The sequence below is a fragment of the Desulfuromonas sp. genome (genome assembly GCA_002869615.1).
GTDB lineage: Bacteria > Desulfobacterota > Desulfuromonadia > Desulfuromonadales > UBA2294 > BM707.
The window spans coordinates 1-25,528 of the sequence record PKUH01000022.1; the positions used below are offsets into that span (position 1 = coordinate 1).

Here is a 25,528-nt window from a genome sequence, read left to right on the forward strand (position 1 = left end):
AAAGTCGACATAAAGGAACTGACGCCGACTCAACTGGTCGAATTCCTCGGCGGATTGGGCAAGGAGAAATTCCGGGCCGGGCAGATCTTGCGCTGGGTTTACCAGCGTGGGGTGACCGATTTTTCGGCGATGACCGATCTTGCCAAGGATTTCCGGGCTGAGCTCGATAAGCGAGCTTTTATCTCAGACTGGGACCCTGAAGGGGTAGAGACGAGCCGCGATGGTACGAAAAAATACCTTTTTCGCCTGAGCGATGGCGAGTCGATTGAATCGGTCCGGATTCCGATGGAGGGAGACCGGGCGACGCTCTGTATCTCGAGCCAGGTCGGTTGTGCGATGCAGTGCGAATTCTGCCTGACCGGGGATTTCGGTTTGACCCGAAACCTGACCACTGGTGAAATTGTCAACCAGGTGTGTGCCTGCTTGAAAGATGGACCGATCAGTAATATCGTCTTCATGGGGATGGGGGAACCGCTGCACAATCTTGATAACGTTATCAAATCCCTCGAAATTTTTTATGTCGATGAAGGGCTTGGCTACAGCCCACGTAAAGTGACCGTTTCAACTTCCGGGCTGGTTCCGGAAATGCGTAGAATAGGTCAGTACGCCCGGGCAAACCTGGCTGTCTCCCTGAACGCGACTACCGACGAAGTCCGTGACCGGTTGATGCCGATTAACAGGAAGTATCCTCTGGCTGAATTGATAAAGGCCTGTCGGGATTATCCGCTTTCGCCCCGGGCAAGGATCACCTTTGAATATATCCTGATCCGTGACATCAACGATTCCCTTGAAGATGCCAAGCGTTTGGTGAGTCTGATGCACGGGATCAAGGCCAAGGTCAATCTGATTCTGTTTAACGAACATGAGGGCTCAGAATACAGGACACCCGAAGCTGAAACCGTCGATCGCTTCCAGCGATATTTGCTCGATCGCGACATCGTTGCGATTCGCCGGGCCAGCAAAGGCCAGGATATCTCGGCAGCGTGCGGGCAGTTGAAGGGGAAATTGGAGAAAAAGTAAATCATTGCCACGAAAGCAGGAAGGGTACCAGGGAAAAAATAGCAGGATCCTTTTTAACGGAGAGTCGGAGAGAAACAGAGAGAAAATCACGGTTTGTTCTATTTTTCTATCAGTTTTCTGAACCTCTCGCCACCTCTGCGTAAAAATTGGTTTTGATGTTCGTTTCTCTTCGTGATCCTGGTGTCTTGATGGCTAGCCATGAATTTGGTTTTATTCGAAAGGGTTTAATTATGGTTATCGGAGTTATTGGCGGCAGCGGACTGTATGAAATCGAGGGTTTGACCGAGGTCGAGGAGGTGCTGGTCGAGACGCCGTTCGGCGATCCGTCGGACGCTTACATTACCGGAACTCTGGATGGCGTCAAGATGGTTTTTCTGCCGCGTCACGGGCGCGGGCATCGCTTGTTGCCGTCGGAGGTCAACTACCGGGCCAATATCTATGGCATGAAAAAACTCGGTGTTGAACGGATCATCTCGGTGTCGGCCGTCGGCAGCATGAAAGAGGAGATCGTGCCGGGCCACATCGTCATACCTGACCAGTTTTTTGACCAGACCAAGGGTTTGCGGGAATCGACCTTTTTCGGTGACGGGGTCGTCGGCCACGTTGCCTTTGCCGACCCGGTCTGTGGTGATCTGGCCGAGCAGGTCTACGCGGCAGCCGGCGAAGCGGGTGCGACGACGCACAAGGGCGGGACTTATATCTGTATTGAAGGCCCGAACTTCTCGACCCGGGCCGAATCAAATATCTACCGGAAATGGGGTGTTGATATTATCGGTATGACCAATATTCCCGAAGCGCGGCTGGCCCGGGAGGCGGAAATCTGTTATGCAACGGTTGCTCTGGCAACCGATTATGATTGCTGGCACGCCGATCACGATGATGTCGATATCGAATCAATCCTCGAGATCATTCACAATAATGTGGCGACAGCCCGGCAGATCATCAAGATTGCGGCCGGCAAGGTGGCGCAGTCACGTCCCTGCGCCTGTGCCCGGGCACTGGAGTTTGCAATTATGACCGATCACGCCCTGATTCCGGAAAAAACGTGTGAAGATCTTCAGCCACTGATCGGCAAATACTTGAAAAAATAGAGCTATTGCCGGAATTTAATTTTTCATATAGTATAATTTCACTACTGAAAGTATGGAGATAAAATGAGTATTCTTGTTGTCGGTTCAGTTGCCTTTGATTCGATCGAAACGCCGTTCGGACAGGTTGATGATGTTCTCGGTGGTTCGGCGACCTATTTTTCAACCTCGGCCAGTTTTTTTACAGATGTCAACCTGGTCGCAGTTGTTGGTGAGGATTTTCCCGATGAACATCGGCAAATGCTCCGCGATCGGGGTATCAACCTTGATGGATTGCAAACCTCTTCCGGTGAAACCTTTCGCTGGAAAGGGCGCTACGGCTTTGATTTGAACGAGGCCCATACCCTCGATACGAAGCTGAACGTTTTCGAGTCGTTCAAGCCGGAAATACCGGAAAGCTACAAGGGCGCCGAGTATGTATTTCTCGCCAATATCGACCCGGAGCTTCAGCTCGAGGTGTTGCAACAGGTTGAGAAGCCGAAGCTCATCGCCTGTGATACGATGAACTTCTGGATCGAGGGGAAACGGGACGCCCTGGTCAATACCCTGAAACATGTCGATGTTCTGGTTATCAATGAAGGTGAAGTTCGGCAACTTGCTGATGAACCGAACCTGCGCAAGGCGGCCAGGATGATTCTTGATATGGGGCCGAAATCGCTGGTTGTCAAGCGCGGCGAGTATGGTGTCCTCATGTTTTCCGGACATTCGATTTTTGCTGCTCCGGCATATCCTCTTGAAGAGGTATTCGATCCGACCGGGGCGGGTGATACCTTTGCCGGCGGCTTTATCGGCTATCTTGCCTCGACCCGAAATGTTTCGGAAGCAAATGTGCGTCAGGCGGTCGTGTTCGGCAGTGTCATGGCTTCATTTACCGTTGAATCGTTCAGTCTGGATCGTTTGAAGAGCCTTGATTACAGTGAAATAGAAACTCGTTTCCGCGAGATGAAGCTACTGAGTGATTTTGAGCCGCTCGGCTGATTTCTTTGATGATCTGGCGGTGGAGTCGAACTCTGTTCTTCGCCAACAGGTCATCGGGTGAGGGGACATGGGCTTCGAGTTAACTGAAAAACTTAAACGACTGGATATCTCTGCGCCGAATGTGCTGCGACTACAGCGTTCACTCGCCGACCTGCAGATTGCTATCCCCGGTCAGAAGGCGCAGAAAGCAACCGCTTATGTCTGTGCTTTCAATACGGGAAAGGGTGTTCGTGTTGTTGTTGCTCTACACCTGAAAGACGAATACAAACTGATCTATTACCTCAATACGGAAGGTGAGATCCACCGGGATAAGGCGAGTCATGTATTGAATGAGGGTGTGAATTTTTCCGAAACTCTCGGATTTATGATGGTTGACCTCGATTTTCATAAAATGGAGGGGGCCGAAAAAGTTTCATTCTGGGAGTCCCTGCCGTTAAAAAACCCACCGAAGCCTCCAGCCGAACCGAAGCCAGCGCCACCTGTAAATGCAAAGTCGGTTATAACGGATGACGATGTTATCGAGGAAGCGGAAGCACTGAGCAGTGAAGAGTCGATTGAACTCGACCTCGGTCTGCCGCGCAGCAAACTTGCCGGACGGATCAAGAAGGAACGTCCTTCACCGGCTGAAATTGAGAAGAAAAGAGCGCGTCTCCGGGAAAATCTCGGCCGCTTCCTTTCTTCATTGTAGGAGATATGACATTGCGAGTATTATTTGCTGTTCTTGTTCTGGGGCTTCTGGTTGGTTGTGTCTCTGCGGATAAAAAGACCGACCAGGCAGAGGTTCACTTTATGCTCGGGGTCTCCTACCTGCAGGATAATAATGCGACCCAGGCACTCAAGGAGTTCCTGTGGGCGGCCGAGATTGATGATGATGATGCCCGGCTGCAGGCTGCTCTGGGGCAGGCCTATTTCATGAAAGGGGCTTATAGTGACGCCGAAAGGCATTATCTCAAGGCCCTCAAGCTCGATCGGGACAATCCGAAATACCAGAACAACCTGGCCGCCCTCTACATGCAGTGGGAGCGCTGGGATGATGCCATGGGTTATTTTTACAAGGCGGCTACGAATCTGCTTTTTCCCCAGGCTGAAGTTGCCTGGACCGGCTACGGCTATGCCCTGTTCAAAAAAGGCGAATACGTGGAAGCGATCGAAGCTTACATAAAAGCTATCGATCAGAACTGGCGTTATCCGCAGGCGTACGTCAGACGCGGCGAGGCCTTTCATGCTCTGGGCAAACCGGGCAAAGCGATCAGCGATTATCGCGAGGCGCTGAAGCTTGCTCCCAATTATGCTCTGGCCCATTATAACTTCGCCTTGTCGAGCATGAAACTTCGCGATAAGGAGTCCGCCGTCAGGCATTTTGCCGAAGTGATCAGGCTGGCTCCCGATTCGGAACTGGCGCGGCAGTCAAAATCCTATCTGCTTATCCTGGAATAACAGGCAAAAGGTTCGTTAATCATCAACCGACTCACGCGAGGGTCACTATGTTCAATCGCTGGAGTAACGCGCTTCACCTGATTCGTCATAAGTCCGGGGTTGGTGCGCCTGATCTTGTTGTTATTCTCGGCTCCGGTCTCGGTGCGATTGCCGAAAATTCAGAAATCCTCTGCCGCTTCAGTTACCAGAACCTCGACGGCATGCCTGCCACATCGGTGCACGGTCACAAGGGCGAACTGATCATCGGCCGGATCGGCGATAAGGTGATCTGGTTTTTTTCCGGTCGTTTCCATCTCTATGAAGGATACAAAGCTGAAGACGTTGTTGCTCCGGTCGTTCTCGCAGGGGCCGCCGCTGCCCCCCGTATGCTCATAACCAACGCTGCCGGGGCGATCAATAAGGACTTTTCACCCGGCTCATTTATGTGGATTTCCGATCATATCAACCTGATGGGAGATAACCCCCTGCGCGGGGTCAGACAAAACCCCTTTATCGATCTCTGCCATCTTTATCACAATACTCTTTGTCCCGAATTGACCGACCGTATGTCCAGCCTCGGCATTGAATTGAATAGTGGGGTCCTCGCCGGTGTCCTTGGCCCATCGTATGAAACACCGGCCGAGGTCAGGGCCCTAAGGACTCTTGGCGCCGATGCTGTATCGATGTCGACGGTGCCCGAAACAATCATGGCAAAGTATATCGGTATGGAGGTTGTCGGGTTGTCTTTTCTTGCCAATGCCGCGGCCGGCCTTAACGACCGGGCGCTCAACCATGACGATATCATCGACGTTGGCCGGACCGGTGTCGAACTGTTCTCAGAAATCCTTCCGGAGATGATAGAGTTGTGGTTGTAAAGTCTGAACTATTCTTTTTTAAAACCTCTAACTTACTGAAAATCAAGAACATTATTATCTTTTCATCGCCTTGACACGGCTTTGATGCATGCTAGAATTTCGACATGTATGAATCTGTATCAGGGAATGGGCACATCCGGAAGATTCTGATTGTTGACGATGAGGAGAATACCCGGATTGGTCTGACGAAACTCTTGGCTGCCGACGGTTATGAGGTTTCGACGGCCGGAGATGGTGTGGAAGCTCTGGCCTGCCTCAAAGCGAACCCGTTCCATCTGGTTATTACCGATATGAATATGCCGCGGATGAATGGTCTCGATTTTATCGAGACCTTGAGTCGCAAGCATCCGGGTCTTAATGTCATTATGATGACGGCATTCGGCGGAATCGATACCTACGTTGAAGCGATGAAGCTTGGTGTTTACGAATATCTTCATAAGCCGATTAAAATCGACGAACTGAAATCCGTGATGAAGAAGCTCTCTCTTGAATTGAAGGGCTAATTCTGACCCTGTCTTTTACCGGGAGGTTCACATGAAGAAATTTGGCTCAATACTGTTTGCGACCGATTTTTCTGAATGCTCTGAACATGCCTTTGCCTATGCTCTTTCTATGGCCAAGACGTTCAAGGCAAAACTGATCGTTCTGCATATCATTAACGAGCCGGTCGATCTGCGCGGATTTTATGTCCCGCATATCTCCTTTGATAAACTTGAAGAGGAGATTGAGCAGGGTGCAAAGAAGTTGATGGAGCAGTTTGAAAGAACCTTCCTTGCCGATTTCGAGGATTATGTTTCGTTTGTAGCTCCCGGGATTCCCGATGACGAGATTATCAAACGGGCCGAGACTGAATCGGCTGATCTGATTGTCCTGGGGACACATGGCCGAACCGGTCTTGACCATGTCCTTTTCGGGAGCACCGCCGAGAAGGTCGTACGGAAATCAAAGGTTCCGGTCATGACAATCCGTCAGGAAGGGTAGGCACCTCTCCCGGAACAGAATCTTCAGGCGGCTTCGGCCGCCTTTTCTGTTTCTTTTTTCCGCCTTTTTCCTTGTCAGGACAGCCTTTCGGAAGGTATTCTGTCTGCCTTTTGCTAATGATTCAAATGGAGTTTCAGCATGCCGGAAAAAATCCTGGTAGTTGATGATGAAAGGGTCATTCTTGATCTGGCGACTATGGTCCTCAGTGCCAGGGGCTACCAGATCGAGACCGCTTTTTCAGGTGCGGACGCACTGGATCGGGTTGCTTCTTTGCAGCCGGAACTGATTCTCCTCGACTACATGATGCCGGAAATGGACGGGCTGACGGTTCTGCGCCAGTTACGAGCACAATATCCGGATACATACGTCATCATGTTTACCGGCAAAGGGAGTGAAGAACTGGCCGTTGAATTGATGAAAGCCGGCGCCAGTGACTACATCCGAAAACCATTCAATAATCAAAATCTGGTAGAACGGATAGAGAATGCGCTCAAGATCAGGCGGATAGAGATCCGGAATCGCGAGTTGCTCGATGAACGGGAGCGACTGCTCGAGGAAATCGCCGGTTGGAATTGCGAGCTGGAACAGCGCGTTGCCGAGAAGTCGCGCGAGCTTGAATTGGCCCAGTCGGAAATCATTCAGGCGGAAAAGCTTGGCGCTCTCGGTCACCTGTCGGCCCGCCTGGCCCATGAGGTCAGGAACCCGTTGAATTCAATTAACCTCTTTGCCCAGGTTCTGAAACAGGGGCTTACTGATCATCACGAACTCGGTGGGTTGCCGGAGAAAATCCAGCATGAAATCGATCGGATCGACACTCTGCTGATCAAGCTGCTCAGTGTCAGTGAACTCTCTTTGGGCGACCTGGCCGAAGTCAATCTCGTCGAAGTAATCAATAGCGTTCTCGAAAGTTTCCGTGATCAACTCAACCTGCAGAACATCGAATCAATCGTTGATCTGGACGATAATGTTCCGACCCTGAAGGCCAATGAGAGCGATATTGAACAGATTTTTATTAATCTTATTGCCAATGCTTTGCAGGAAATGCCGGATGGCGGTCAACTGTTGCTTAATCTGGTTTTTGATGATGAGTGTATGTTTATCCGGGTGGCCGATACCGGCCGCGGTATCCCTGAAGAGGATTTGCACAGACTTTTCGATCCGTTTTTTACGACCAAGGCAAAAGGGACCGGGTTCGGCTTGTCGGCGGTTTTGCGGTCAGTAAAGAATTGTGGTGGCCGGATCGTTGCTGACAATCGACCCGAGGGCGGGGCTGTCTTCAGTATTGAACTGCCGAGAGACAGGGCCTAGCGATGGCGCTGCTGATTCGCGAAATCAAGCTCGGGCTTGATGAGGATGAAGCGGAACTGGCGGCCAGGGTTGCCGATATTTTCGGTCTTTTGGAGCAGGATATCGAAGCGCTCAAGGTCATCCGCAGGGGTATTGACGCAAGGAAAAAATCGGAAATCAAACGGGTCTATACGGTCACGTTCGAGGTTGCCAATGAGTCGGAATTATTAGCAGAATTTGGCTCCGATCATCGTATCAGCCGCTATGAGAAACCGGTTGTGCCGGAGCTTCAAAGGGTCGACGGCAACTGCCATGCCCTGGTTGTCGGATCGGGTCCAAGCGGTCTTTTCGCGGCGTTGCGGCTGGTCCGGCAAGGCCTCAGGGTGACCCTGATCGAGCGGGGTGAACCGGTCGAGGAGCGATCGCGCAAGGTTGAACAATTCTGGCGCTCGGGAAAGTTTGACCCGCGGTCGAATGTTCAGTTCGGCGAGGGCGGGGCCGGAACGTTTTCGGATGGGAAATTGACAACCCGGGTCAGTTCTCCGTGGTGCCGTTTCGTGCTGCAGACATTTGTTGATTTCGGTGCGCCACCCGAGATTTTGGCAGAAGCGAAGCCGCATCTCGGGACAGACGTACTGCGCCAAGTTCTGCTTAACTTCCGAAAAAACCTTATTGCCGCGGGAGTTGATTTCCGGTTTGAGACGCAGTTGACCGGGTTGTTAACGCATGCCGGCAGAGTGCAGGGTGGAATTGTTAATGAAACGGATGAGTTTAAGGCTGACGTCGTTGTTCTTGCCCCGGGACACAGCGCCCGGGATACCTATGCCATGCTTGAGCAGGCCGGTGTATTACTTGAACAGAAACCGTTTGCCATCGGTTTGCGGGTCGAGCACCCGGCTGAATTGATAAATTCCATTCAGTATGGCATGGTCGGCCATAAAAATTTGCCGACAGCTGACTATGCCCTGAGTTACAATGATGCAGAGTCGGGCCGCGGCGTTTATTCCTTCTGCATGTGTCCGGGTGGTGAGATCATCAGCGCACCGTCCGAATCGGGGGGGATGGTCGTTAACGGGATGAGCTATCGCAGTCGTAATCAGGAATTTTCAAACAGCGCCCTGGTTGTTTCGGTCGGGCCGGATGATTTCGCTGGCCGCGACGCCCTGGCCGGGGTCCGGTTTCAAAGACAATGGGAGGCGGCGGCTTTTGCGGCCGGCGGCGGCCAATACCTGGCGCCGGCTCAGAATCTTCTCGGTTTTCTCGGTACCGGGACCGGGCCGCTCCGTTCCAGCTGTCGATCGGGAGTGCACGAGGCGGAATTGAGCCGGACCCTGCCGGTCGAAGTTGTTTCGGCACTTCGCCGGGCGCTGCCGTACTTTGATCGCAAGTTGAAAGGGTTTGTTACCGGTGATGCTGTTCTGGTCGGAATTGAATCGCGAACCTCGGCGCCGCTGCGCATCGTCCGGAATACGGCCGGTGAATCCGAGTCGCACCCGGGGCTGTATCCGGCCGGAGAAGGGGCCGGCTATGCCGGCGGTATCATGAGTGCGGCTCTCGACGGGCTGAAATCAGCCGACAGAATTTGTCAAAATATCAAGGATGGAGTTGTCAGTGAATAAAACCTTTGTTGAAAATGTTCGGGAAAGAGATGTTGTTGAAACGGTTTTTCTGGTCCGGGATAAAACCCTGGCGATGGCCAAAAACGGTAAGCCTTACCTGACCCTGAAGCTTATGGACCGTACCGGTGAACTCGAAGGCCGGGTCTGGGACAATGCTGAATCGTTATCGACCCAGTTCGCCAAGGATGATTTTGTTCAGGTCCGCGGCAAGGCAAGCCTTTATCTCGGGAAAATGCAGCTGGTCGTTCAGGAGCTGGTGCGGCTTGATGACAGTCATATCGACCTCGCTGACTTTCTGCCAGTGTCAAAAGTACCGATTCCGGAGTTGCAGGAACGGCTCCGGCAGAAAGTTGCATCGATTGAAACGGCACATTTCCGAAAGATGATGGAGCTGTTTATTGACGATCAGGAGTTCCTTGCCATGTACAGTTCTGCTCCGGCCGCCAAATCAATGCATCACGTTTTTCTCGGCGGACTTCTCGAGCATTCTCTGGCGGTATCGGATCTGGTCGAGGATGTCTGTAAACGTTACCCGGATCTCAATCGGGACCTGCTTCTGCTCGGAGCGTTTCTGCACGATGTCGGCAAGGTGAGTGAACTCAGTTACAGCCGGAGTTTTGACTACACCGACGAAGGCAAGCTTCTCGGGCACATTATGATCGGGGTCGAGATGATCGATGCCCGGATCCGGCAGATTGACAACTTTCCGGAACGTGACGCCGTGCTGCTCAAGCATCTGCTGCTGTCACATCATGGCCAGTATGAGTACGGTTCACCGAAGCGACCCAAGACCCTTGAAGCAATCGTCCTTAATTTCCTCGACGACCTCGATTCGAAGATGAACGGGGTTCAGAGCCATATCGACAAGAACAGCCGGCACGACTCCGACTGGACGACTTACCACCGGCTGTATGATCGCTATTTTTACGCAGGTGCAGATTCCCGGGATTTACCGGACACCCCGGAAGCTCCCGATACCGTTACCGATGCAGGACGAAATGTGAAGGCTGAAGCTAAGGAACAAAGAAATTCGCAGCTCGGCGTGACACTCGGTGAGAGAATGAAGGGCGAGAGTCTGGATCTTTTTTCGGCGGCAGCGAAGGGGGAGGCGGACAATGCGGATTAAAATCTTTCCGGTCGGGCCGCTGCAGGTTAATTGCTCCATCCTGGTTTGTGAAGAGAGTGGCCAGGCCGTGGTCATCGACCCGGGTGAGGATGGGGAGCTGATTCTGCAGGAACTCGAACGGCAGCAAGCCGCATTGAAGATTGTGGTCAACACGCACGGTCATTTTGATCATATCGGTGCCAATGCCGCGTTGATTGATGCGACCGGGGCCGAACTGATGATCCATTCAGCCGACCTGCCGGTCCTGCAGCAGGCGGCAACACATGCCCAGATTTACGGTTTAAACTTCGTCCCGTCACCCGAACCGACCCGCTTGCTGGAAGAGGGCGACCGGGTCGAGGCCGGAACGATCGGGCTGGCGGTTCTGCATGTTCCCGGACATTCGCCGGGGGCGATTTGCCTGGTCGCTGATCGCGATGTTTTTGTCGGTGACTGCCTCTTTGCCAGTTCGATCGGCCGGACCGATCTTCCGGGCGGTAATCATGATCAATTGATTTCCGGCATCCGGGAAAAGTTGCTGGTTCTGCCGGATGATATGGTGGTTCATCCCGGACATGGGCCCGATACGACAATTGGTCGTGAAAAAAAACATAACCCGTTTTTCTAGATTAGACGGAGGGATTGACGATGCTGAGTGGAAAAACGATTGTCCTCGGTGTGACCGGTGGCATTGCTGCCTACAAGTCGGTTGAACTGCTCCGCCTGCTGACCAAATCCGGGGCCGCGGTGCACGTTATAATGACCCGGAGCGCCGCTGAGTTCGTCGGTCCGCTGACCTTTCAGACCCTGTCCGGGAATCCGGTTCACACCGAACTGTTCGACCTCTACCAGGAGAGTGAAATCGGCCATATATCACTTGCCGATCGGGCCGATCTTGTCCTCGTTGCTCCGGCAACGGCTAACATTATCGGCAAGGTTGCAAACGGTATTGCTGATGATCTGCTGACGACGACGATTATGGCAACCCGAAGCCCGGTGCTGTTTGCTCCGGCGATGAATGTCAATATGTGGGAAAATCCACTTTATCGGGAGAACCAACAGAAGCTCGAAAAATACGGTTATCTTTTTGTAGAACCAGACTCCGGTTTCCTCGCATGTGGCTGGGATGGCAAGGGGAAGCTTCCTGATCCGCAACTTTTATTCGACCGGGCTGCTGCGACACTGCATCCTTCCGACCTGGTCGGCGAAAAAGTTGTTGTCACGGCTGGCCCGACTCGTGAGGAGATCGATCCGGTCCGCTACATCAGTAATTATTCTTCCGGACGGATGGGTTACGCGATCGCCGCGGCGGCGACGCAAAGGGGGGCTGAGGTAGTGCTTGTTTCGGGTCCGACGGCACTCACTCCCCCAGCCGGGGTAGAACTGGTCAGGGTCGAGAGCGCTGCCGAGATGTACCAGGCGGTAATCGATCATTCTGGATCGGCGACGATAGTAGTTAAGGCGGCTGCTGTTGCCGATTATCGCCCGATTGAGCGTGCTTCTACTAAAGTTAAAAAGGGTGGAAAAAAAGACTGGACTCTCGCAATGGAGAAGAATCCTGACATACTGGCTGAGCTTGGTGCGATGAAGAAGAATTGGACGCTAATCGGTTTTGCCGCCGAAACTGATGACCTGCTTGCCAATGCGCGGAAGAAACTTGAAGCGAAAAATCTTGATATAATTGTCGCCAACGATGTGACCTGCGCCGGCGCCGGGTTTGATGTCGATACCAATCTGGTCCGTTTTTTGTATCGCAACGGTGAAAGTGAAGAGCTTCCGAAGATGACAAAGCTCGAGGTTGCTCACACCCTGTTCGATCGGCTTGCCAAATCGAAGAAAAGTTAATCCTCTCGCGAGAGGACTTCGAGGATGTGGTCCGGGTTGGTAATCGCCTGCCGGAATTTCGGTCGAAGCATCGTCAGGTGGTTTTCGATCTCGTGCTCACTCAGTTTTCCTTCCTGCCAGAGCAGCTTAAGGTTTTTGCGGATGATCTTGGCGGTATCGATAGCGCGTTCTCCGGTTGGGTCGGCCTGCCAGTATGGGCTCTCTTCCATCTGGCAGAGAACGCTCGAAACAGCTTCACCGGCAAGGGATAAATACTCATCAAGATGATCTTCGGCGAGTGTCCATTTCGAGCCGGTCGCCATCGATCGCATCATTTTCTGCCACTGCTGGAGACGATTGAGAAAAAGTAGTGAGTTGAATATCCGCTTGTTGGTTGAAAAGGAAAAAATAGTGTCCGAGAGGACGCTGCGCATCATGGTATCGTTGACGCTGAAGTTTTTCCGACCGATTTCCCGGGCCATGCTCCATATCTGGGGATCGATGGAGCCTTCAACCCTGACCTCCCAGTAGGTATGTTTGAGCAGGGCCGTGTTGAAGGTGCGGATCATCTTGAATGGTACAAAATAGGAGTGAGCGATAGTGTCGGCGGCAAGATGGGCCAGGTATCCATAGCCGCAGGCTCGTTGCCGGTCGCTGTCAGCCGCTTGCAAAACTTTCATCCCCATTCTCCACGAGTGGCAATGCTTCAGGTAGTGCGTATATTTTTTCCCGATTGTGATGTCGGCACTGATGCATCCGTAGAGGAAATCGTGCGGGTGTTGTAGCAGAATCGCCTGCAGAGCTGCTGGCAGTATATTGAGATTATTGAGGATGCCTGATCCGAGTTGCAGATGGACACCGATGCCCCAGGCCAGAGCCTCGGACGGAATCAGTAGAATAAAGATCGTTGCGATAAATAAAATAAAAGCCATGAGGCTGTAAACATCCTGAGTTATGTAATAGAATAGTCGACTAGAACAGGACTGTAAAGTATCTATGCCCAAGGAACTGAAATCTGAACTGAAAAACCTGCTGGGTGAAGCCCGCGGAGTTCTTGAGGATCTGCAACGGCTCGGCCTCGGGAGCGTGCAGCCGCCCGATCCTGCAGATGAAGAATCTCTCTGTACGATCGATTCGGCTGATCCGGGCTGTCGCACCGAGACCCTGATCGATATCGCCAATGATCTTGGTGATTGTCAGCGTTGCGGTCTCTGTGCTGAACGGAAAAAGATCGTCTTTGGCGTTGGTCATGCGCAGGCCGAACTCGTTCTGGTCGGTGAAGGTCCGGGCCGGGAAGAGGATGAGAAAGGCGAGCCGTTTGTTGGCGAGGCGGGTCGATTGCTCGACCGGATTCTGCTCGCCATGGGGTTGCAGCGCAGTGATGTCTATATCTGCAATGTCGTCAAGTGCCGACCGCCGGGTAATCGTGATCCGCAGCCGGACGAGATCGCTGCCTGTGAACCTTTTCTGCAACGCCAATTGGCAGCGATCCGGCCTCGCGCCATCATTGCCCTCGGCAAATTCGCCGCCCAAACTCTGCTGCAGCAGGATGCCCCGATTTCCCGCTTGCGCGGCACCTGGACAGAATATCACGGAATCCCGTTGATGCCGACTTTCCATCCGGCCTACCTGTTGCGAAACCCCCTCGGGAAAAAAGAAGTCTGGGATGACATGAAGCAGGTGTTGAAACATCTGCGCCATGAGCAGGAATGAATGTGACTGAAACGCTACTGCTCAGTATCGATTCGGTGACGATGCGTCGCTCCGACAAGGATGGCGTGAAACGGACCATTCTTGATAATGTCAGTGTCGATATCCCCGCCTCGAGTGTCGTTGCCTTGATCGGCCCTTCCGGCTCCGGCAAGTCGACTCTCCTGCGCTTGCTGAATCGTCTGGATGACCCCGATTCCGGATCGATCCGGTTTTCCGGTAAAGAGATCGCTCGCTGCGATCCCCTGCAACTGCGGCGCCAGATCGGGTTGGTTTTGCAAAAACCATTCATGTTTCCGGGGAGTGTTGTCGATAATCTGCTCTATCCCTCGACAACCCGCGGTCAAGCACCACCTTCGGACACTGCTCTTGCCGAAGTCATGAAGATTTGTGATGTTGCCGGGGAATGGCTTGACGAGCCGGCCCGTAAACTTTCGGTCGGTCAGCAACAGCGGGTCAGCATCGCCCGGACCCTCTTGAATCAGCCGAGTGTTCTGCTCCTTGATGAACCGACCAGTTCTCTCGATCCGGATACAGCCGACAGAGTGCTTGGCCGATTGTGCACCTATATGCGCGAAAAAGGCAGGGCATTGCTTGCGGTAACGCACGATCATATCCTCGCCCGCAAGTATGCCGACCGGATTCTGAACTTGGCCAATGGTTCCCTTGGCGATGCCGGCGGAGGTGAGTGAAAATGCAGAAATCTGCACTGATTGATCTCGGCCTGCTCGATCTTGCTATTTTATATGGCTTGCTCCTGCTGGTTATCGGGCTGGCCCGCCGGAACCGGTTCGGCCAGGAGAAGGAGATGCTTGTCGCATCGGTCCGCATGTTCGTTCAGTTGCTCGCCGTCGGCTACGTCCTCAAGGTCATTTTCGCCATCGATCAAGCCTGGGCGGTCATGCTGATCCTGGTTTTGATGCTGGTTATTGCTGTTCAGATGACGGTTGCCCGGGTCCAACAGAGGATGCCGGGCATCTATCGGATCGTTGCGAGTGCGCTGTTCCTTGGGTGCGGATGTACGACTTTTATCTTTTGCGGACTGATTATCGGGCTCTCGCCATGGTATGACCCCCGTTACCTTATTCCGCTGGCCGGGATGATCATCGGAAATTCGATGACCGGATCGAGTCTGGCTGCCGAACGCCTGACGGCTGAAATCAATGATCGTCGGGAAGAGATTGAAACCGCACTCTCTCTCGGGGTCAGCTCGTTACGGGCGGCCCGCCCGGCCGTGCACAGCGCCTTCCGGGCGGCCCTGATACCGACAGTCAATGCGATGGCGGCGATGGGGATTGTTTTTCTGCCCGGGATGATGACCGGCCAGATTCTTTCGGGGACGGAACCGCTGCTCGCTGTGCGGTACCAAATTGCGATAATGTGTGTTATAACCATCAGTGTTGCATTGACTTCCTGTCTCATAGTCTGGCAGGGGGTGCGGAGTTTTTTTACCGAAAACCATCAGCTCCGCGAATGATCGGGGCCCGCTGGAAGTGTGGCCGGAGGGTTTATGGCTATTGATGTTTCCATGAAAATCCTGTTGCTGGACAGTTCCAAATTCTTTCGGACAATCGAAAAGCAGTTCCTGGCCAAAACGCCGGCCGAGGTGTATGAGGCCGACAACGGTGAAGAGGGTTTCCGCATCTGCAAAGAGCAGAAGCCCGACCTGGTCTACCTTTCCTACGAATTGAATGATATGACCGGGCCCGAATGCTGCCGCAAGATAAAAGCTGATCCCGGCCTGCGGTCGCTACCGGTGGTCATGGTCTGCGATCAAAATGCCAAAGATCAGCTCGATGCCAGCCGTAAGGCCGGGGCTGAAGGTGTTATTACCAAGCCGATTGACCGGCACAAGTTTATGGAGACCGGCAGGCATTTTCTGCCGACGATTCGCGAACCGCGCCGCACCTGCCTTTTTCCTGCTTCCTATACTGTAGATGGCAAGAGCTATACCGGTAAATGCCTCGATATCAGCAGCGGCGGTCTTTTTATCGACAGCCCGGACCGCTTCGGCATCGGTAAGGTTTTTGATGTGGAATTCAACCTGCCGGGGCAAGGTAGCGGGACGATCAAATGCCGCGGCACGATTGCCTGGTACAATGAACGGCCGAATCCGACCAAGCCGAATTACCCGCTCGGTTTTGGTGTCCGATTCATCGAGATCAGCCAGGTCGCCCTGAGCGCCATCGAGCAGTTCACCAAGCGATAAGCCCTGTCTTTACTGTTCCAGGTCATTCCTTTCAGGCAGGGCTTCCGGCAAACTCTCATTTTAAATAAACCGGGAGTAGGCTCTCTTGAGACCTGCCAGGGGGAGATACTATGAAACGATTGAATATAAAGGTTAATCTTCTGGTTCTGCTTGTTGCAACCTTCATTGTGTTGCCTTTGTCTGCGCAGGCCGCGCATCATGAGAAGCAACAAACGACTGCCGCCGACGTCAGGGATGAAGTGGGTGAAGCCTATAAGGTTTTCAGCCGTTATACCCTTCAACAACGTGACGAAGCTGTCGATGCAGCAGAGAAGCGACTGAAAGAACTTGATGCAAAGATCGAAGAAGTTGAACAGGATATCAAGGCCAACTGGAAAAAAATGAATCAGGCGGCGCGAAAAGAGGCGAACCAGACCTTAAAGTCGCTGCGTCAACAGCGGAACGAGGTTGCTGAGTGGCTGGGAGGTGTCCGACACAGTTCATCGGAAGCCTGGGAAGAAGTGAAAAAAGGTTTTTCCGACAGTTATGATCGACTGAAAAAAGCGTTTGACAAAGCGAGCAAAAAATTCAAGTCGAATTAACCAAGAGCCACGGGTCGGTCCCGGTATTACGGGGGCGACCCGATTTCTGTTTAGAAGTATTATTATAGATCTATCCCCAGCCGTTTCATTTTTTCGACCAAGGTTGTTCTATTAATCTGCAAAAGCGCTGCGGCACGGGCCTTGACGCCATTAGCCAAATGCAAGGAGTCCTCGATCATGGCGCGCTCGATTCCGGTGATTATCGACGGCATGTCGACGCCCTCTTCGGTTATGATCGGATGCGGAACAGCTCCATCTTGCGTGCTTTCGATTTCAGAGATTGCCGGTGGCAGGTCTTGCGGAATAATCAGTTCTCCGTCGGTCAGAGCCACTGTTCGTTCAATGATATTTTCCATTTCCCGGACGTTGCCGGGCCAGTCATAGGATTCGAGCGCTCTGATGGCATCCGCTGAAAAACTCATCTTTTCACGATTCATCGACAGGCAACATTTTTCAAGAAAGTGGCGGGACAGCAGAGCAATATCTTCCTGCCGGTCGCGCAGCGGCGGCAGAAGAATCGGGATAACGTTGAGGCGGTAGTAAAGGTCTTCACGGAAACGTCCGGCCTTGACTTCGTTTTCAAGGGCGGCGTTGGTCGCCGAGATTACCCGGACATTGAGTTCGATCCTTCGACCCGACCCGACCCGTTCAAGTTCCTGTTCCTGCAGTACTCTAAGCAGCTTCATCTGCAGCGGCAGCGGCATGTTGGCTATTTCATCAAGAAAGATCGTACCGTAATTGGCAAGTTCGAACTTGCCCGGTTTGTCGGCGACGGCGCCGGTGAAGGCTCCCTTGACGTGGCCGAAGAGTTCACTCTCCAGCAGGTCGGCCGGAATTGCTCCGCAGTTGATGGCGATGAAGGGATGATCCTTGCGGCTGCTGTTGAAATGGATCGCCCGGGCGACTAACTCCTTGCCGGTTCCTGATTCGCCCAGGACCAGGACGGTCGAATCAGTGTTGATGATTTTCTCCATGCGGCTGAACAGCTGTTGCATTGCCGAACTGTTGCCGATGATGTTGTCAAACTTGTACTTGCCGCGCAGTTGCTGCCGCAGGTAAAGGTTTTCAGCGACGAGTTTGCCTTGTTCAAGGGCCTTGTTGATGACGATTTGCAGTTCATTGAAGTTCAGTGGTTTGGTAATGTAGTCGAAAGCCCCTTCCTTCATCGCCTCGACAGCCGTTTCGGCCGACCCCATGCAGGTGATCATGATGACGCTCGAGTGCGGGCGATTGGCCCGGATCCATTTCAGGATGTCGATGCCGGTGGCATCCGGCAGGATGAGATCGGCAATGATGATATCGAAGCGGTTCCGGTCAAGGGTGTCGTAGGCATCGGCGGCGTTGCCGGCGGTCGTGACCTCGTAGCCGGTGCTGTTCAGCAGGGTGGTTAATGCTTCGCGACTGCTCGGCTCGTCGTCGATCAGCAGGATATGTGCTTTCGTCTTCATAAGAATTGTGATCCACGTAGCGTCATGATTTTGACGTTTTGAATAAAAGTACCATTATTTCAGGGTGACATGCAAGGTAAAATCTTCAGCGGTTTCAGCGGCTTAAGATGTCGAATGCAAATTGACACGTATTGATTGACTGATAGACTCAAAACATGTACAGGCTGATCAGAATATTTTTTTCCGGGTTGTTGCTGGTGGTCGGATTAGTGTCTTTAATGACACTGGAACTTCCAGCCAGCTCTGATGCAATCCATGGCGTCCGAATTGTCTCTTCGATTAATCCGGTTGTCGCAGGTTTTCTCCGGCAGGAGATTTCCCGGGCAAATGAAGCCGGGGCGGCAGCCTTTCTTCTTGAACTTGATACCCCGGGCGGCCTCGACACCGCCATGCGCGAAATTATCAAGCAGATGCTCGGTTCAAAGATCCCGGTCATCGTCTATGTTTATCCGCCGGGAGCCCGGGCTGCATCGGCCGGGGCGCTCATGACCCTGGCCGCCGATTTTGCCGTCATGGCACCGGGCACCAACCTCGGGGCGGCAACGCCGGTCAGTATCGGCAGCGGGTCCGGCGGCCAGCAGACGATGGACGAGACGATGAAGGCCAAGGTCGTCAATGATGCCGTCGCCTATGCCCGGAGCATCGCCCGGCAGAAGGGCCGTAACCAGGAGTGGGCCGAACAGATCATCCGTGAGAGTATCTCGACGCCGGCGAACGAGGCGCTGGAATTGAAGGTCATCGACCTGATTGCCGAGAACGAACAGGCTCTTCTCGACGCGCTGGACGGGCGGTCTTATCTGCGCAACGGTGAATCCTTAACCCTGAAAACAGCCGGCAAATCTCTGAAATTTTCCGAGATGAACTGGCGTCAGAAGATCCTCAACACGATCAGTAATCCGAATGTCGCCTACATGTTGCTGATGCTCGGCATTCTCGGCATCTTCTTCGAGATCTCGCAGCCCGGTGTGATCCTGCCGGGCGCGGTTGGCGCTCTGGCGTTGCTGCTCGCGTTTATCGGTCTGCAGATGTTGCCGGTCAATTATGTCGGGGTCCTGCTGATTGTGCTGGCCGTTGTTCTGTTTATCCTGGAAATAAAAATTATCTCATACGGAATGCTCACCATCGGTGGAATCATCGCCCTGACCATCGGCTCAATGATTCTGATTGACGGCTCCGAGCCGTACCAGCAGATATCTCTCGCCGTGATCATCGCCACGGTCTCGGTATTCAGTGGATTTTTTGCCATCGCCCTCTATTTTATTGTGCGGACCCAGCAGCGGCCGGCGGTCTCCGGCCTTGCGGCGATGGTTGGTGAACGGGGCGAGGCCGCGACTGACATCAAGGGCGAGGGCCGGGTGTTTGTTCACAGTGAGTATTGGACTGCCGTTTCCAATGAACCAATCAGGCAGGGGGACGAGATCGAGGTTGTCGGAATGCTTGACCGCATGAAACTTGAAGTCAGGAAAGTCAGCTCAGAACCGGAATCGAAGGAGGAGTAAGATGATACCAGTCGGATTCATTGGATGGGCGATCGTTATCGCTCTGGTGCTCGTGATTATCGGCAGTGCAGTCCGGATTCTAGTCGAGTATGAGCGGGGCGTGGTTTTTCGTCTCGGGCGGTTCGCCGGGATCAAAGGTCCGGGACTCCGTTTCATTATTCCGGTCATTGACCGGATGGTGAAAGTCCCGCTCCGGACAGTGGCGATGGACGTACCGCCGCAGGACATTATTACCAAGGATAATGTTTCGGTTAAGGTCAATGCCGTCCTCTACTTTCGGGCGGTTGAACCTGACAAGGCGTTGATCGAAGTGGAGAATTATCTCTACGCGACCAGCCAGCTTGCTCAAACCACCCTCCGTTCGGTGCTCGGCCAGTCGGAACTCGACGAGCTGCTGACTCACCGCGACAAAATCAATCAGGAGCTGCAGACCATCCTTGACCGTCAGACCGATGCCTGGGGAGTCAAAATTTCCAATGTCGAGGTTAAACACATCGACCTGCCGGAGAACATGCAGCGGGCAATGGCACGGCAGGCAGAGGCCGAGCGGGAGCGACGTTCCAAGATTATTCACGCTGCCGGCGAATTCGAGGCGTCGAAGAAGCTGGCTGAAGCGGCCAAGGTTATCTCGGCGCAGGAGAGCGCATTGCAGCTCCGTTTTCTGCAGACCTTGACCGAAGTTGCGGCGGAAAAGAACTCGACCATACTGTTCCCGTTGCCGATCGATTTGCTGAAGCCGTTTATTCAGGACAAAGACAAGTAAAGTCAAGTGTCGGTTTCACCTTGAGCAGACTGCGTGAGAATAAAATCTTTAAGGCAGTTTTAACGGAGAGACGCAGAGGCGCTGAGAGAGGCATAAATAAGAAAAAATTCAAAAAACCATAATCCTTTTATCTCTCCCTTTTGATCCCTCTCCTTTAAGTCTGGTTTCTTTTCAAATATACCGGGTTGCTGGCGGCGCCTGTCATAGACATGATAAGCCTCTGCGCTATATCGCATTTCTTGTGAAAAAAGGTCTAAAAAGCTCCGTGATTCCGGCAGGTTACAAAATAGAACGATATTTTATCTTGACATTAATTGCTGTTTTCTGATTATATGGGCTCCCCTGCATGGGGTGTAAGTTATTAATTTTATTATAAAAATTCATTTTTACTAAAATATTTCGGGGAATTTTTGATCAGGCTGAAGCTGCATTGACGACCGGGGAAAGTCGTACAAGCCGATGCCTGGCCCAATCAAGATTTACAATAAAAACAGCTGCTTTCTGGAGGAGGTTGCATGGCTGTCAAGAAATTCAAGAAGATTATGGCGGCAAACCGGGGCGAGATCGCCATCCGGATATTCCGGGCCTGTACCGAGCTCGGTATCAGTACCGTCGCCATCTATTCGGAAGAGGATCGTCTCTCCCTGCATCGTTACAAGGCCGATGAAGCCTACCTGGTCGGCAAGGGGAAGGGGCCGATCGATGCCTACCTGTCGATCGATGAAATTATCGATCTGGCGCGGCGCAAGGATGTTGATGCCATCCATCCCGGCTACGGGTTCCTTTCGGAAAATGCCGAATTTGCCGAGGCCTGCGAGCGGGCCGGAATTACCTTTATCGGCCCGGGCGCTGATATCCAGCGCGGACTCGGCGACAAGGTTGCCGGTCGTGAAGTCGCGCTGGCAGCCGGGGTACCGGTGGTGCCGGGAACCGAAGAGCCGGTCAAGACCGATGAAGAGGCACTGATCTTTGCCAAGGAGGCCGGTTACCCGGTTATCGTCAAAGCCTCAGCCGGTGGTGGCGGGCGAGGCATGCGGGTAGCCTATAACCAGAAAGAGTTGCTCGAAGGGGTCAAGTCGGCCGCCTCGGAAGCCAAAGCGGCGTTCGGTAATGATGCTGTTTTCATCGAGAAGTACATCGAGAATCCGAAGCATGTCGAGGTGCAGATCCTCGGTGACACTCACGGCAATGTTGTTCATTTCTACGAGCGCGACTGCTCGATCCAGCGGCGTCATCAGAAGGTCATCGAAATTGCGCCGTCGCTCTACCTGAACGACAAAAAGCGGAAAGAGTTATGCGGCTTCGCGATGAAGATTGCCGGGCAGGTTAATTACGTCAACGCCGGCACGATCGAATTCCTGATGGACAAGAAAGGCAACTTCTACTTCATCGAGGTCAATCCGCGTATCCAGGTCGAGCATACCGTTACCGAACTGGTGACGATGCGCAACCTGGTGCAGGCGCAGATTCGCGTTGCCGAAGGCTACAAGCTCTCCGATCCGGAGATTGGCATCAAGAGCCAGAAGGACATCGAACTGCGTGGCTACGCCATCCAGTCGCGAATCACCACCGAGGATCCGAATAACCAGTTCGCGCCCGATTATGGAACGATCAAGGCTTACCGGACCGCCGCCGGTTTCGGGGTTCGTCTCGATGCCGCCGCCGGTTATGCCGGGGCGATCATAACCCCGCATTACGATTCGCTTCTCGTCAAAATTTCAACCTGGGGCCTGACCTTCGGCGATGCCTCACGCACCATGCACCGGGCGTTACAGGAGTTCCGGATCCGTGGCGTCAAGACCAACATCGGCTTCCTCGAAAAGGTGATTACCCATCCGGTGTTCCTTGATGGCAAATGTGACACCTCGTTCCTCGAGAAGCACCCGGAAGTGTTTGAACTTCGCGAAAAGAAAGATCGCGCCAACAAGATTCTCAGCTTTATCGGCGATGTGTCGGTCAATGGCTACCCGGGTATCTCTCCTGAGAAACGGCTGCGGTTCCGCAACTTGCGCGAGGCCGACATTCCGTCAGTTGCATACGGCCAGGCCCATCCTCGCGGCACCCGTGACATCCTGCTTGCCAAGGGGCCTGAAGGGCTGGCCAAGTGGGTGCTTGACGAAAAAAAACTGCTGGTGACCGATACCACCTGGCGTGATGCTCACCAGTCGCTGCTGGCGACCCGGGTCCGGACCGAAGATCTCGACAAGATCGCCCACGCCACGGCTCACCTCGGCGGCGGACTCTTCTCGCTCGAGATGTGGGGCGGTGCGACCTATGATGTCTCCATGCGCTTTTTGCGGGAAGATCCCTGGTAGCGTCTCGAGCGGTTGCGCAAAAAGGTGCCGAACATCCTGTTCCAGATGTTGCTGCGTGGTTCCAACGCCGTCGGCTACACAAATTATCCCGATAACGTCGTCCAGGATTTTACCGTCAAGGCGGCCGAAGTCGGGGTCGATGTTTTCCGGATTTTCGACTCGCTCAACTGGACCAGGGGAATGCAGGTTGCCATGGAAGCGGTCCGCGAGCGAACCGACGCCGTCTGCGAAGCGGCAATGTGCTACACCGGTGATATCCTCGATCCGAAGCGTGACAAATATCCGCTCAAATACTATGTCGATCTCGGCAAAGAGCTTGAAAAAATGGGTGCCCACATATTGGCAATCAAGGATATGGCCGGATTGCTCAAGCCGTTTGCCGCCGAAAAACTGGTGAAGGCGCTCAAACAGGAGATCAGTATACCGATTCACCTGCATACCCACGATACGTCGAGCAACGGTGGGGCGATGCTGTTGATGGCGGCCCAGGCCGGGGTCGATATCGTCGATACGGCAATCTCCTCGGTGTCTGGCCTGACTGCCCAGCCTAATATGAACTCGCTGCTGGCAGCACTTGAAGGGAGTATCTGGGATCCGCAACTCGATAACGAAGGACTGCAGAAGCTCGCCAACTACTGGGAGACGGTTCGGACCTATTATGCTCCGTTCGAATCGGAGCTGCGCAGCGGCACCGCCCAGGTTTATCATCACGAAATTCCCGGCGGTCAGTACTCGAACTACAAGCCGCAGGTCGAGGGGCTCGGACTCGGCCACCGCTGGGAAGAATGCAAGGAGATGTACCGAAAGGTTAATTTCATGTTCGGCGATGTCATCAAGGTCACCCCGTCATCGAAAATTGTTGGTGACATGGCGATGTTCATGGTCCAGAACAATCTTGAGCCGGAGGATGTTTTCGAACGGGGCGAGGATCTGGCCTTCCCGCAAAGCGTCATTGATTTCTTCAAGGGTATGATTGGTCAGCCGGTCGGTGGTTTTCCGGAGCGGCTGCAGGCGATTATCCTCAAGGGTGAACAGCCGTTGACCTGTCGTCCAGGTGAAATGCTCGAACCGATTGATTTCGATGCCAAGAAGGAAGAACTCGAGAAAAAACTCGGCCACCAGGTTCCTGATCGTGATCTCCTCTCGGCAGTCCTTTATCCCGGTGTTTTCGAGGAGTTCTACCGTTTCCGTCAGGAATTCTCAGATACTTCGGTTCTGCCGACGCCGGTATTTTTCTTTGGTCTTGAACCGGGAGATGAAACCTACATCGAGATCGAAGAAGGCAAGACCCTGATTATCAAACTTAACGCCATTGGACGAATTCAGGATGACGGCACCCGCAACATCTACTTCGAGCTCAACGGTGAGCCACGCGTTGTCGTGATTCGCGACAACTCGGTTGAATCGAGTGAAGAGGCGCACCAGAAGGCCGATCCGGACGATGCGAGGCAGGTCGGCGCGCCGATGCCGGGCAAGATCTTCAAGCTACTGGTCGCTGTCGGCGATGCGGTCAAGGCAGGTGAGACCCTGTTGACCACCGAGGCAATGAAGATGGAAACCAACGTCAAGGCGAAAAAGGACGGGGTGATTGCCGACCTCAGGTTCGGTGAAGGAGCCCAGGTCGATCAGGGCGATCTTCTGGTGATGATGGAGTAAGGCTGGCAACTTTGACGAGTTGGTAGTAACCAATACTGCAAAAGCGGGGACAGAATCGATTCTGTCCCCGCTTTTAATTTCAGGTAATGAGCAACCCGAGCCCACTCCCCAGCGCGGCCAAAACAAAGCTGATTAATGTCCATTTCTGAGCTGGAATAATTTCCGTTGTTTTATTTTTTTGCATCAGCCTGATCGCGGCCATGATGCCGAACGGCATGCCGATTATGCCGAGTCTTATTCCTTCATTGAGACCGACAACCGGAAGAACAAGCAACAACAGGTACGCTACAATTATCATTGTCATGAATAACCATTCGGCACTATTTCGACTTAACCTGACAACGAGATTCTTCTTGCCGGCGGCGAGGTCGGCGTTGCGGTCCGGAAACTCATTGATCACCAGAAAGGCAGCTATCAGGATACCGAGCGGTAGTGAAAGCAGGATGACATCTGTTGGCAACGTGTGTCTTTGCACCAGGTAGGTGCCGCAACAGATCAGTGGTCCATAGGTGACGGCGACGGCCAGTTCACCAAATCCGCGGTAGGAGAGTTTGGCCGGTGGTGCGTTGTAGAAATAGGCAAGACCAACACCGATCAAGCCGATTACAAAAATAAGGGGCTCACGGTAGAAAGTGATCACAAATCCGGCGGCGATACCGTGCAGATAGAAGAGAGCGGCGACGGCGAAGGTTTGTCGGCTGGTCATAAGGCCATCGACAATAACCCGTTTTCCTCCCGAAAATGGGCTTTGATCCTCATCGTTGACTCCCATATCCGCTTCGTAATCAAAAACTTCTCCCGAAGCGTTCTTGGCCGCTTCCAGGAAAAATATACCTGCCACCGTTAATGCCAGCCATCCCCAGTGAATCGAGCCGACAGATGCAGCAATGCAGGTACCGAGGAATATGGAGGATATCGATGCAAGACTGATTTTCGGGTCGATGAGGCGCCAGATGCCGAGCAGGATGTTTCCGGTTACTGCAGTATTTTCTGCATGTGCGTGATTGTTGTTGATGATCTGTTCGGATGAAGACGCAGATAGATGCATTGGATCCATTTTGCCCTCCATAATGTTAGAGATATTTAACTTTAGGCCGAATCCTTGTGAATGCAACTGCATCGGCTCATTTTCACGAGAGTCATGCGCAGTTTCA

Annotated in this window: 23 protein-coding genes and 1 pseudogene; 21 read left to right on the forward strand and 3 right to left on the reverse strand. The window is 53.2% G+C overall.

Annotation, left to right across the window (positions count from 1 at the left end; all coding sequences use genetic code 11):
- The 13 genes from C0623_03335 to coaBC all read left to right on the forward strand — a co-directional run.
- On the forward strand, positions 1-1,020 hold a 1,020-nt coding region (locus tag C0623_03335), incomplete at its 5' end, for a 23S rRNA (adenine(2503)-C(2))-methyltransferase RlmN (protein PLY02674.1).
- Positions 1,021-1,250: 230 nt separating this feature from the next.
- A complete protein-coding gene (gene mtnP, locus C0623_03340) occupies positions 1,251-2,111 on the forward strand; it encodes an S-methyl-5'-thioadenosine phosphorylase (protein PLY02675.1) in 861 nt (286 codons plus the stop codon).
- 63 nt (positions 2,112-2,174) lie between these two features.
- Positions 2,175-3,086 (forward strand): sugar kinase, encoded by a 912-nt coding sequence (locus tag C0623_03345; protein ID PLY02676.1) that lies wholly within the window; start codon positions 2,175-2,177, stop codon positions 3,084-3,086.
- A 67-nt stretch (positions 3,087-3,153) separates the two neighbouring features.
- Positions 3,154-3,774, forward strand: coding sequence for a hypothetical protein (locus tag C0623_03350; protein PLY02677.1), 621 nt, complete (start codon positions 3,154-3,156; stop codon positions 3,772-3,774).
- A 5-nt stretch (positions 3,775-3,779) separates the two neighbouring features.
- The gene (locus tag C0623_03355) at positions 3,780-4,523 is read left to right on the forward strand and encodes a hypothetical protein (protein ID PLY02678.1); all 744 of its coding nucleotides are present in this window, start codon (positions 3,780-3,782) and stop codon (positions 4,521-4,523) included.
- A gap of 47 nt (positions 4,524-4,570) precedes the next feature.
- Entirely contained in the window at positions 4,571-5,377 is an 807-nt protein-coding gene (locus C0623_03360; protein PLY02679.1) for a purine-nucleoside phosphorylase, read from the forward strand.
- A gap of 104 nt (positions 5,378-5,481) precedes the next feature.
- Complete coding sequence (locus C0623_03365; protein PLY02680.1) at positions 5,482-5,880, forward strand: response regulator; 399 nt, start codon at positions 5,482-5,484, stop codon at positions 5,878-5,880.
- 31 nt (positions 5,881-5,911) lie between these two features.
- A complete protein-coding gene (locus C0623_03370) occupies positions 5,912-6,358 on the forward strand; it encodes a universal stress protein (GenBank protein ID PLY02681.1) in 447 nt (148 codons plus the stop codon).
- Between the two features lie 138 nt (positions 6,359-6,496).
- A complete protein-coding gene (locus C0623_03375) occupies positions 6,497-7,666 on the forward strand; it encodes a hybrid sensor histidine kinase/response regulator (protein PLY02682.1) in 1,170 nt (389 codons plus the stop codon).
- A gap of 2 nt (positions 7,667-7,668) precedes the next feature.
- Positions 7,669-9,264 (forward strand): hypothetical protein, encoded by a 1,596-nt coding sequence (locus C0623_03380; protein PLY02683.1) that lies wholly within the window; start codon positions 7,669-7,671, stop codon positions 9,262-9,264.
- Positions 9,257-10,390, forward strand: coding sequence for an HD family phosphohydrolase (locus C0623_03385; GenBank protein ID PLY02684.1), 1,134 nt, complete (start codon positions 9,257-9,259; stop codon positions 10,388-10,390). Before C0623_03380 ends, C0623_03385 begins: the two co-directional genes overlap by 8 nt.
- Positions 10,380-10,997, forward strand: coding sequence for an MBL fold metallo-hydrolase (locus tag C0623_03390; protein ID PLY02685.1), 618 nt, complete (start codon positions 10,380-10,382; stop codon positions 10,995-10,997). Before C0623_03385 ends, C0623_03390 begins: the two co-directional genes overlap by 11 nt.
- 20 nt (positions 10,998-11,017) lie before the next feature.
- Positions 11,018-12,214 (forward strand): bifunctional phosphopantothenoylcysteine decarboxylase/phosphopantothenate--cysteine ligase CoaBC, encoded by a 1,197-nt coding sequence (gene coaBC, locus C0623_03395; GenBank protein ID PLY02686.1) that lies wholly within the window; start codon positions 11,018-11,020, stop codon positions 12,212-12,214.
- Here coaBC and C0623_03400 read toward each other — a convergent pair.
- Positions 12,211-13,125, reverse strand: coding sequence for a hypothetical protein (locus C0623_03400; protein PLY02687.1), 915 nt, complete (start codon positions 13,123-13,125; stop codon positions 12,211-12,213). The two genes, coaBC and C0623_03400, sit on opposite strands and share 4 nt — an antisense overlap.
- Before the next feature lie 64 nt (positions 13,126-13,189).
- On the opposite strand from C0623_03400, the gene C0623_03405 reads away from it, so the two are divergent.
- The 5 genes from C0623_03405 (at position 13,190) to C0623_03425 (ending at position 16,693) form a co-directional block, all read left to right on the forward strand.
- Positions 13,190-13,906, forward strand: a complete 717-nt coding sequence (locus tag C0623_03405) for a DNA polymerase (GenBank protein PLY02688.1) — start codon at positions 13,190-13,192, stop codon at positions 13,904-13,906.
- The gene (locus C0623_03410) at positions 13,903-14,595 is read left to right on the forward strand and encodes a hypothetical protein (protein PLY02689.1); all 693 of its coding nucleotides are present in this window, start codon (positions 13,903-13,905) and stop codon (positions 14,593-14,595) included. Before C0623_03405 ends, C0623_03410 begins: the two co-directional genes overlap by 4 nt.
- Before the next feature lie 2 nt (positions 14,596-14,597).
- Positions 14,598-15,380, forward strand: a complete 783-nt coding sequence (locus C0623_03415) for an iron export ABC transporter permease subunit FetB (GenBank protein PLY02690.1) — start codon at positions 14,598-14,600, stop codon at positions 15,378-15,380.
- 33 nt (positions 15,381-15,413) lie between these two features.
- The gene (locus C0623_03420; protein PLY02691.1) at positions 15,414-16,112 is read left to right on the forward strand and encodes a hypothetical protein; all 699 of its coding nucleotides are present in this window, start codon (positions 15,414-15,416) and stop codon (positions 16,110-16,112) included.
- A gap of 110 nt (positions 16,113-16,222) precedes the next feature.
- The gene (locus C0623_03425) at positions 16,223-16,693 is read left to right on the forward strand and encodes a hypothetical protein (protein PLY02692.1); all 471 of its coding nucleotides are present in this window, start codon (positions 16,223-16,225) and stop codon (positions 16,691-16,693) included.
- Positions 16,694-16,755: 62 nt separating this feature from the next.
- On the opposite strand, the gene C0623_03430 is transcribed toward C0623_03425, so the two are convergent.
- Positions 16,756-18,141, reverse strand: a complete 1,386-nt coding sequence (locus C0623_03430) for a DNA-binding response regulator (protein PLY02693.1) — start codon at positions 18,139-18,141, stop codon at positions 16,756-16,758.
- Positions 18,142-18,296: 155 nt separating this feature from the next.
- Between C0623_03430 and C0623_03435 the strand changes: the two genes are divergently transcribed.
- The 3 genes and pseudogenes from C0623_03435 (at position 18,297) to C0623_03445 (ending at position 24,374) form a co-directional block, all read left to right on the forward strand.
- On the forward strand, positions 18,297-19,640 hold the full coding sequence (locus C0623_03435; GenBank protein ID PLY02694.1) for a serine protease: 1,344 nt from the start codon (positions 18,297-18,299) through the stop codon (positions 19,638-19,640).
- Between the two features lies 1 nt (position 19,641).
- Positions 19,642-20,403, forward strand: a complete 762-nt coding sequence (locus C0623_03440; GenBank protein ID PLY02695.1) for a hypothetical protein — start codon at positions 19,642-19,644, stop codon at positions 20,401-20,403.
- Positions 20,404-20,918: 515 nt separating this feature from the next.
- Positions 20,919-24,374: pseudogene (locus tag C0623_03445) on the forward strand (pyruvate carboxylase).
- Between the two features lie 79 nt (positions 24,375-24,453).
- On the opposite strand, the gene C0623_03450 reads toward C0623_03445, so the two are convergent.
- Positions 24,454-25,494: a 1,4-dihydroxy-2-naphthoate octaprenyltransferase gene (locus C0623_03450; protein PLY02696.1), complete on the reverse strand. Its 1,041-nt coding sequence runs from the start codon at positions 25,492-25,494 to the stop codon at positions 24,454-24,456.
- Positions 25,495-25,528: the final 34 nt, after the last annotated feature.

Excerpts from the sequence above, each read along its gene's own strand:
- mtnP (PLY02675.1), top strand. The coding sequence starts at position 1,251 with ATGGTTATCGGAGTTATTGGCGGCAGCGGACTGTATGAAATCGAGGGT.
- C0623_03345 (PLY02676.1), top strand. The coding sequence starts at position 2,175 with ATGAGTATTCTTGTTGTCGGTTCAGTTGCCTTTGATTCGATCGAAACG.
- C0623_03350 (PLY02677.1), top strand. The coding sequence starts at position 3,154 with ATGGGCTTCGAGTTAACTGAAAAACTTAAACGACTGGATATCTCTGCG.
- C0623_03355 (PLY02678.1), top strand. The coding sequence starts at position 3,780 with ATGACATTGCGAGTATTATTTGCTGTTCTTGTTCTGGGGCTTCTGGTT.
- C0623_03360 (PLY02679.1), top strand. The coding sequence starts at position 4,571 with ATGTTCAATCGCTGGAGTAACGCGCTTCACCTGATTCGTCATAAGTCC.
- C0623_03365 (PLY02680.1), top strand. The coding sequence starts at position 5,482 with ATGTATGAATCTGTATCAGGGAATGGGCACATCCGGAAGATTCTGATT.
- C0623_03370 (PLY02681.1), top strand. The coding sequence starts at position 5,912 with ATGAAGAAATTTGGCTCAATACTGTTTGCGACCGATTTTTCTGAATGC.
- C0623_03375 (PLY02682.1), top strand. The coding sequence starts at position 6,497 with ATGCCGGAAAAAATCCTGGTAGTTGATGATGAAAGGGTCATTCTTGAT.
- C0623_03380 (PLY02683.1), top strand. The coding sequence starts at position 7,669 with ATGGCGCTGCTGATTCGCGAAATCAAGCTCGGGCTTGATGAGGATGAA.
- C0623_03390 (PLY02685.1), top strand. The coding sequence starts at position 10,380 with ATGCGGATTAAAATCTTTCCGGTCGGGCCGCTGCAGGTTAATTGCTCC.
- coaBC (PLY02686.1), top strand. The coding sequence starts at position 11,018 with ATGCTGAGTGGAAAAACGATTGTCCTCGGTGTGACCGGTGGCATTGCT.
- C0623_03400 (PLY02687.1), bottom strand. The coding sequence starts at position 13,125 with ATGGCTTTTATTTTATTTATCGCAACGATCTTTATTCTACTGATTCCG.
- C0623_03405 (PLY02688.1), top strand. The coding sequence starts at position 13,190 with ATGCCCAAGGAACTGAAATCTGAACTGAAAAACCTGCTGGGTGAAGCC.
- C0623_03410 (PLY02689.1), top strand. The coding sequence starts at position 13,903 with ATGAATGTGACTGAAACGCTACTGCTCAGTATCGATTCGGTGACGATG.
- C0623_03415 (PLY02690.1), top strand. The coding sequence starts at position 14,598 with ATGCAGAAATCTGCACTGATTGATCTCGGCCTGCTCGATCTTGCTATT.
- C0623_03420 (PLY02691.1), top strand. The coding sequence starts at position 15,414 with ATGGCTATTGATGTTTCCATGAAAATCCTGTTGCTGGACAGTTCCAAA.
- C0623_03425 (PLY02692.1), top strand. The coding sequence starts at position 16,223 with ATGAAACGATTGAATATAAAGGTTAATCTTCTGGTTCTGCTTGTTGCA.
- C0623_03430 (PLY02693.1), bottom strand. The coding sequence starts at position 18,141 with ATGAAGACGAAAGCACATATCCTGCTGATCGACGACGAGCCGAGCAGT.
- C0623_03435 (PLY02694.1), top strand. The coding sequence starts at position 18,297 with ATGTACAGGCTGATCAGAATATTTTTTTCCGGGTTGTTGCTGGTGGTC.
- C0623_03440 (PLY02695.1), top strand. The coding sequence starts at position 19,642 with ATGATACCAGTCGGATTCATTGGATGGGCGATCGTTATCGCTCTGGTG.
- C0623_03450 (PLY02696.1), bottom strand. The coding sequence starts at position 25,494 with ATGCAGTTGCATTCACAAGGATTCGGCCTAAAGTTAAATATCTCTAAC.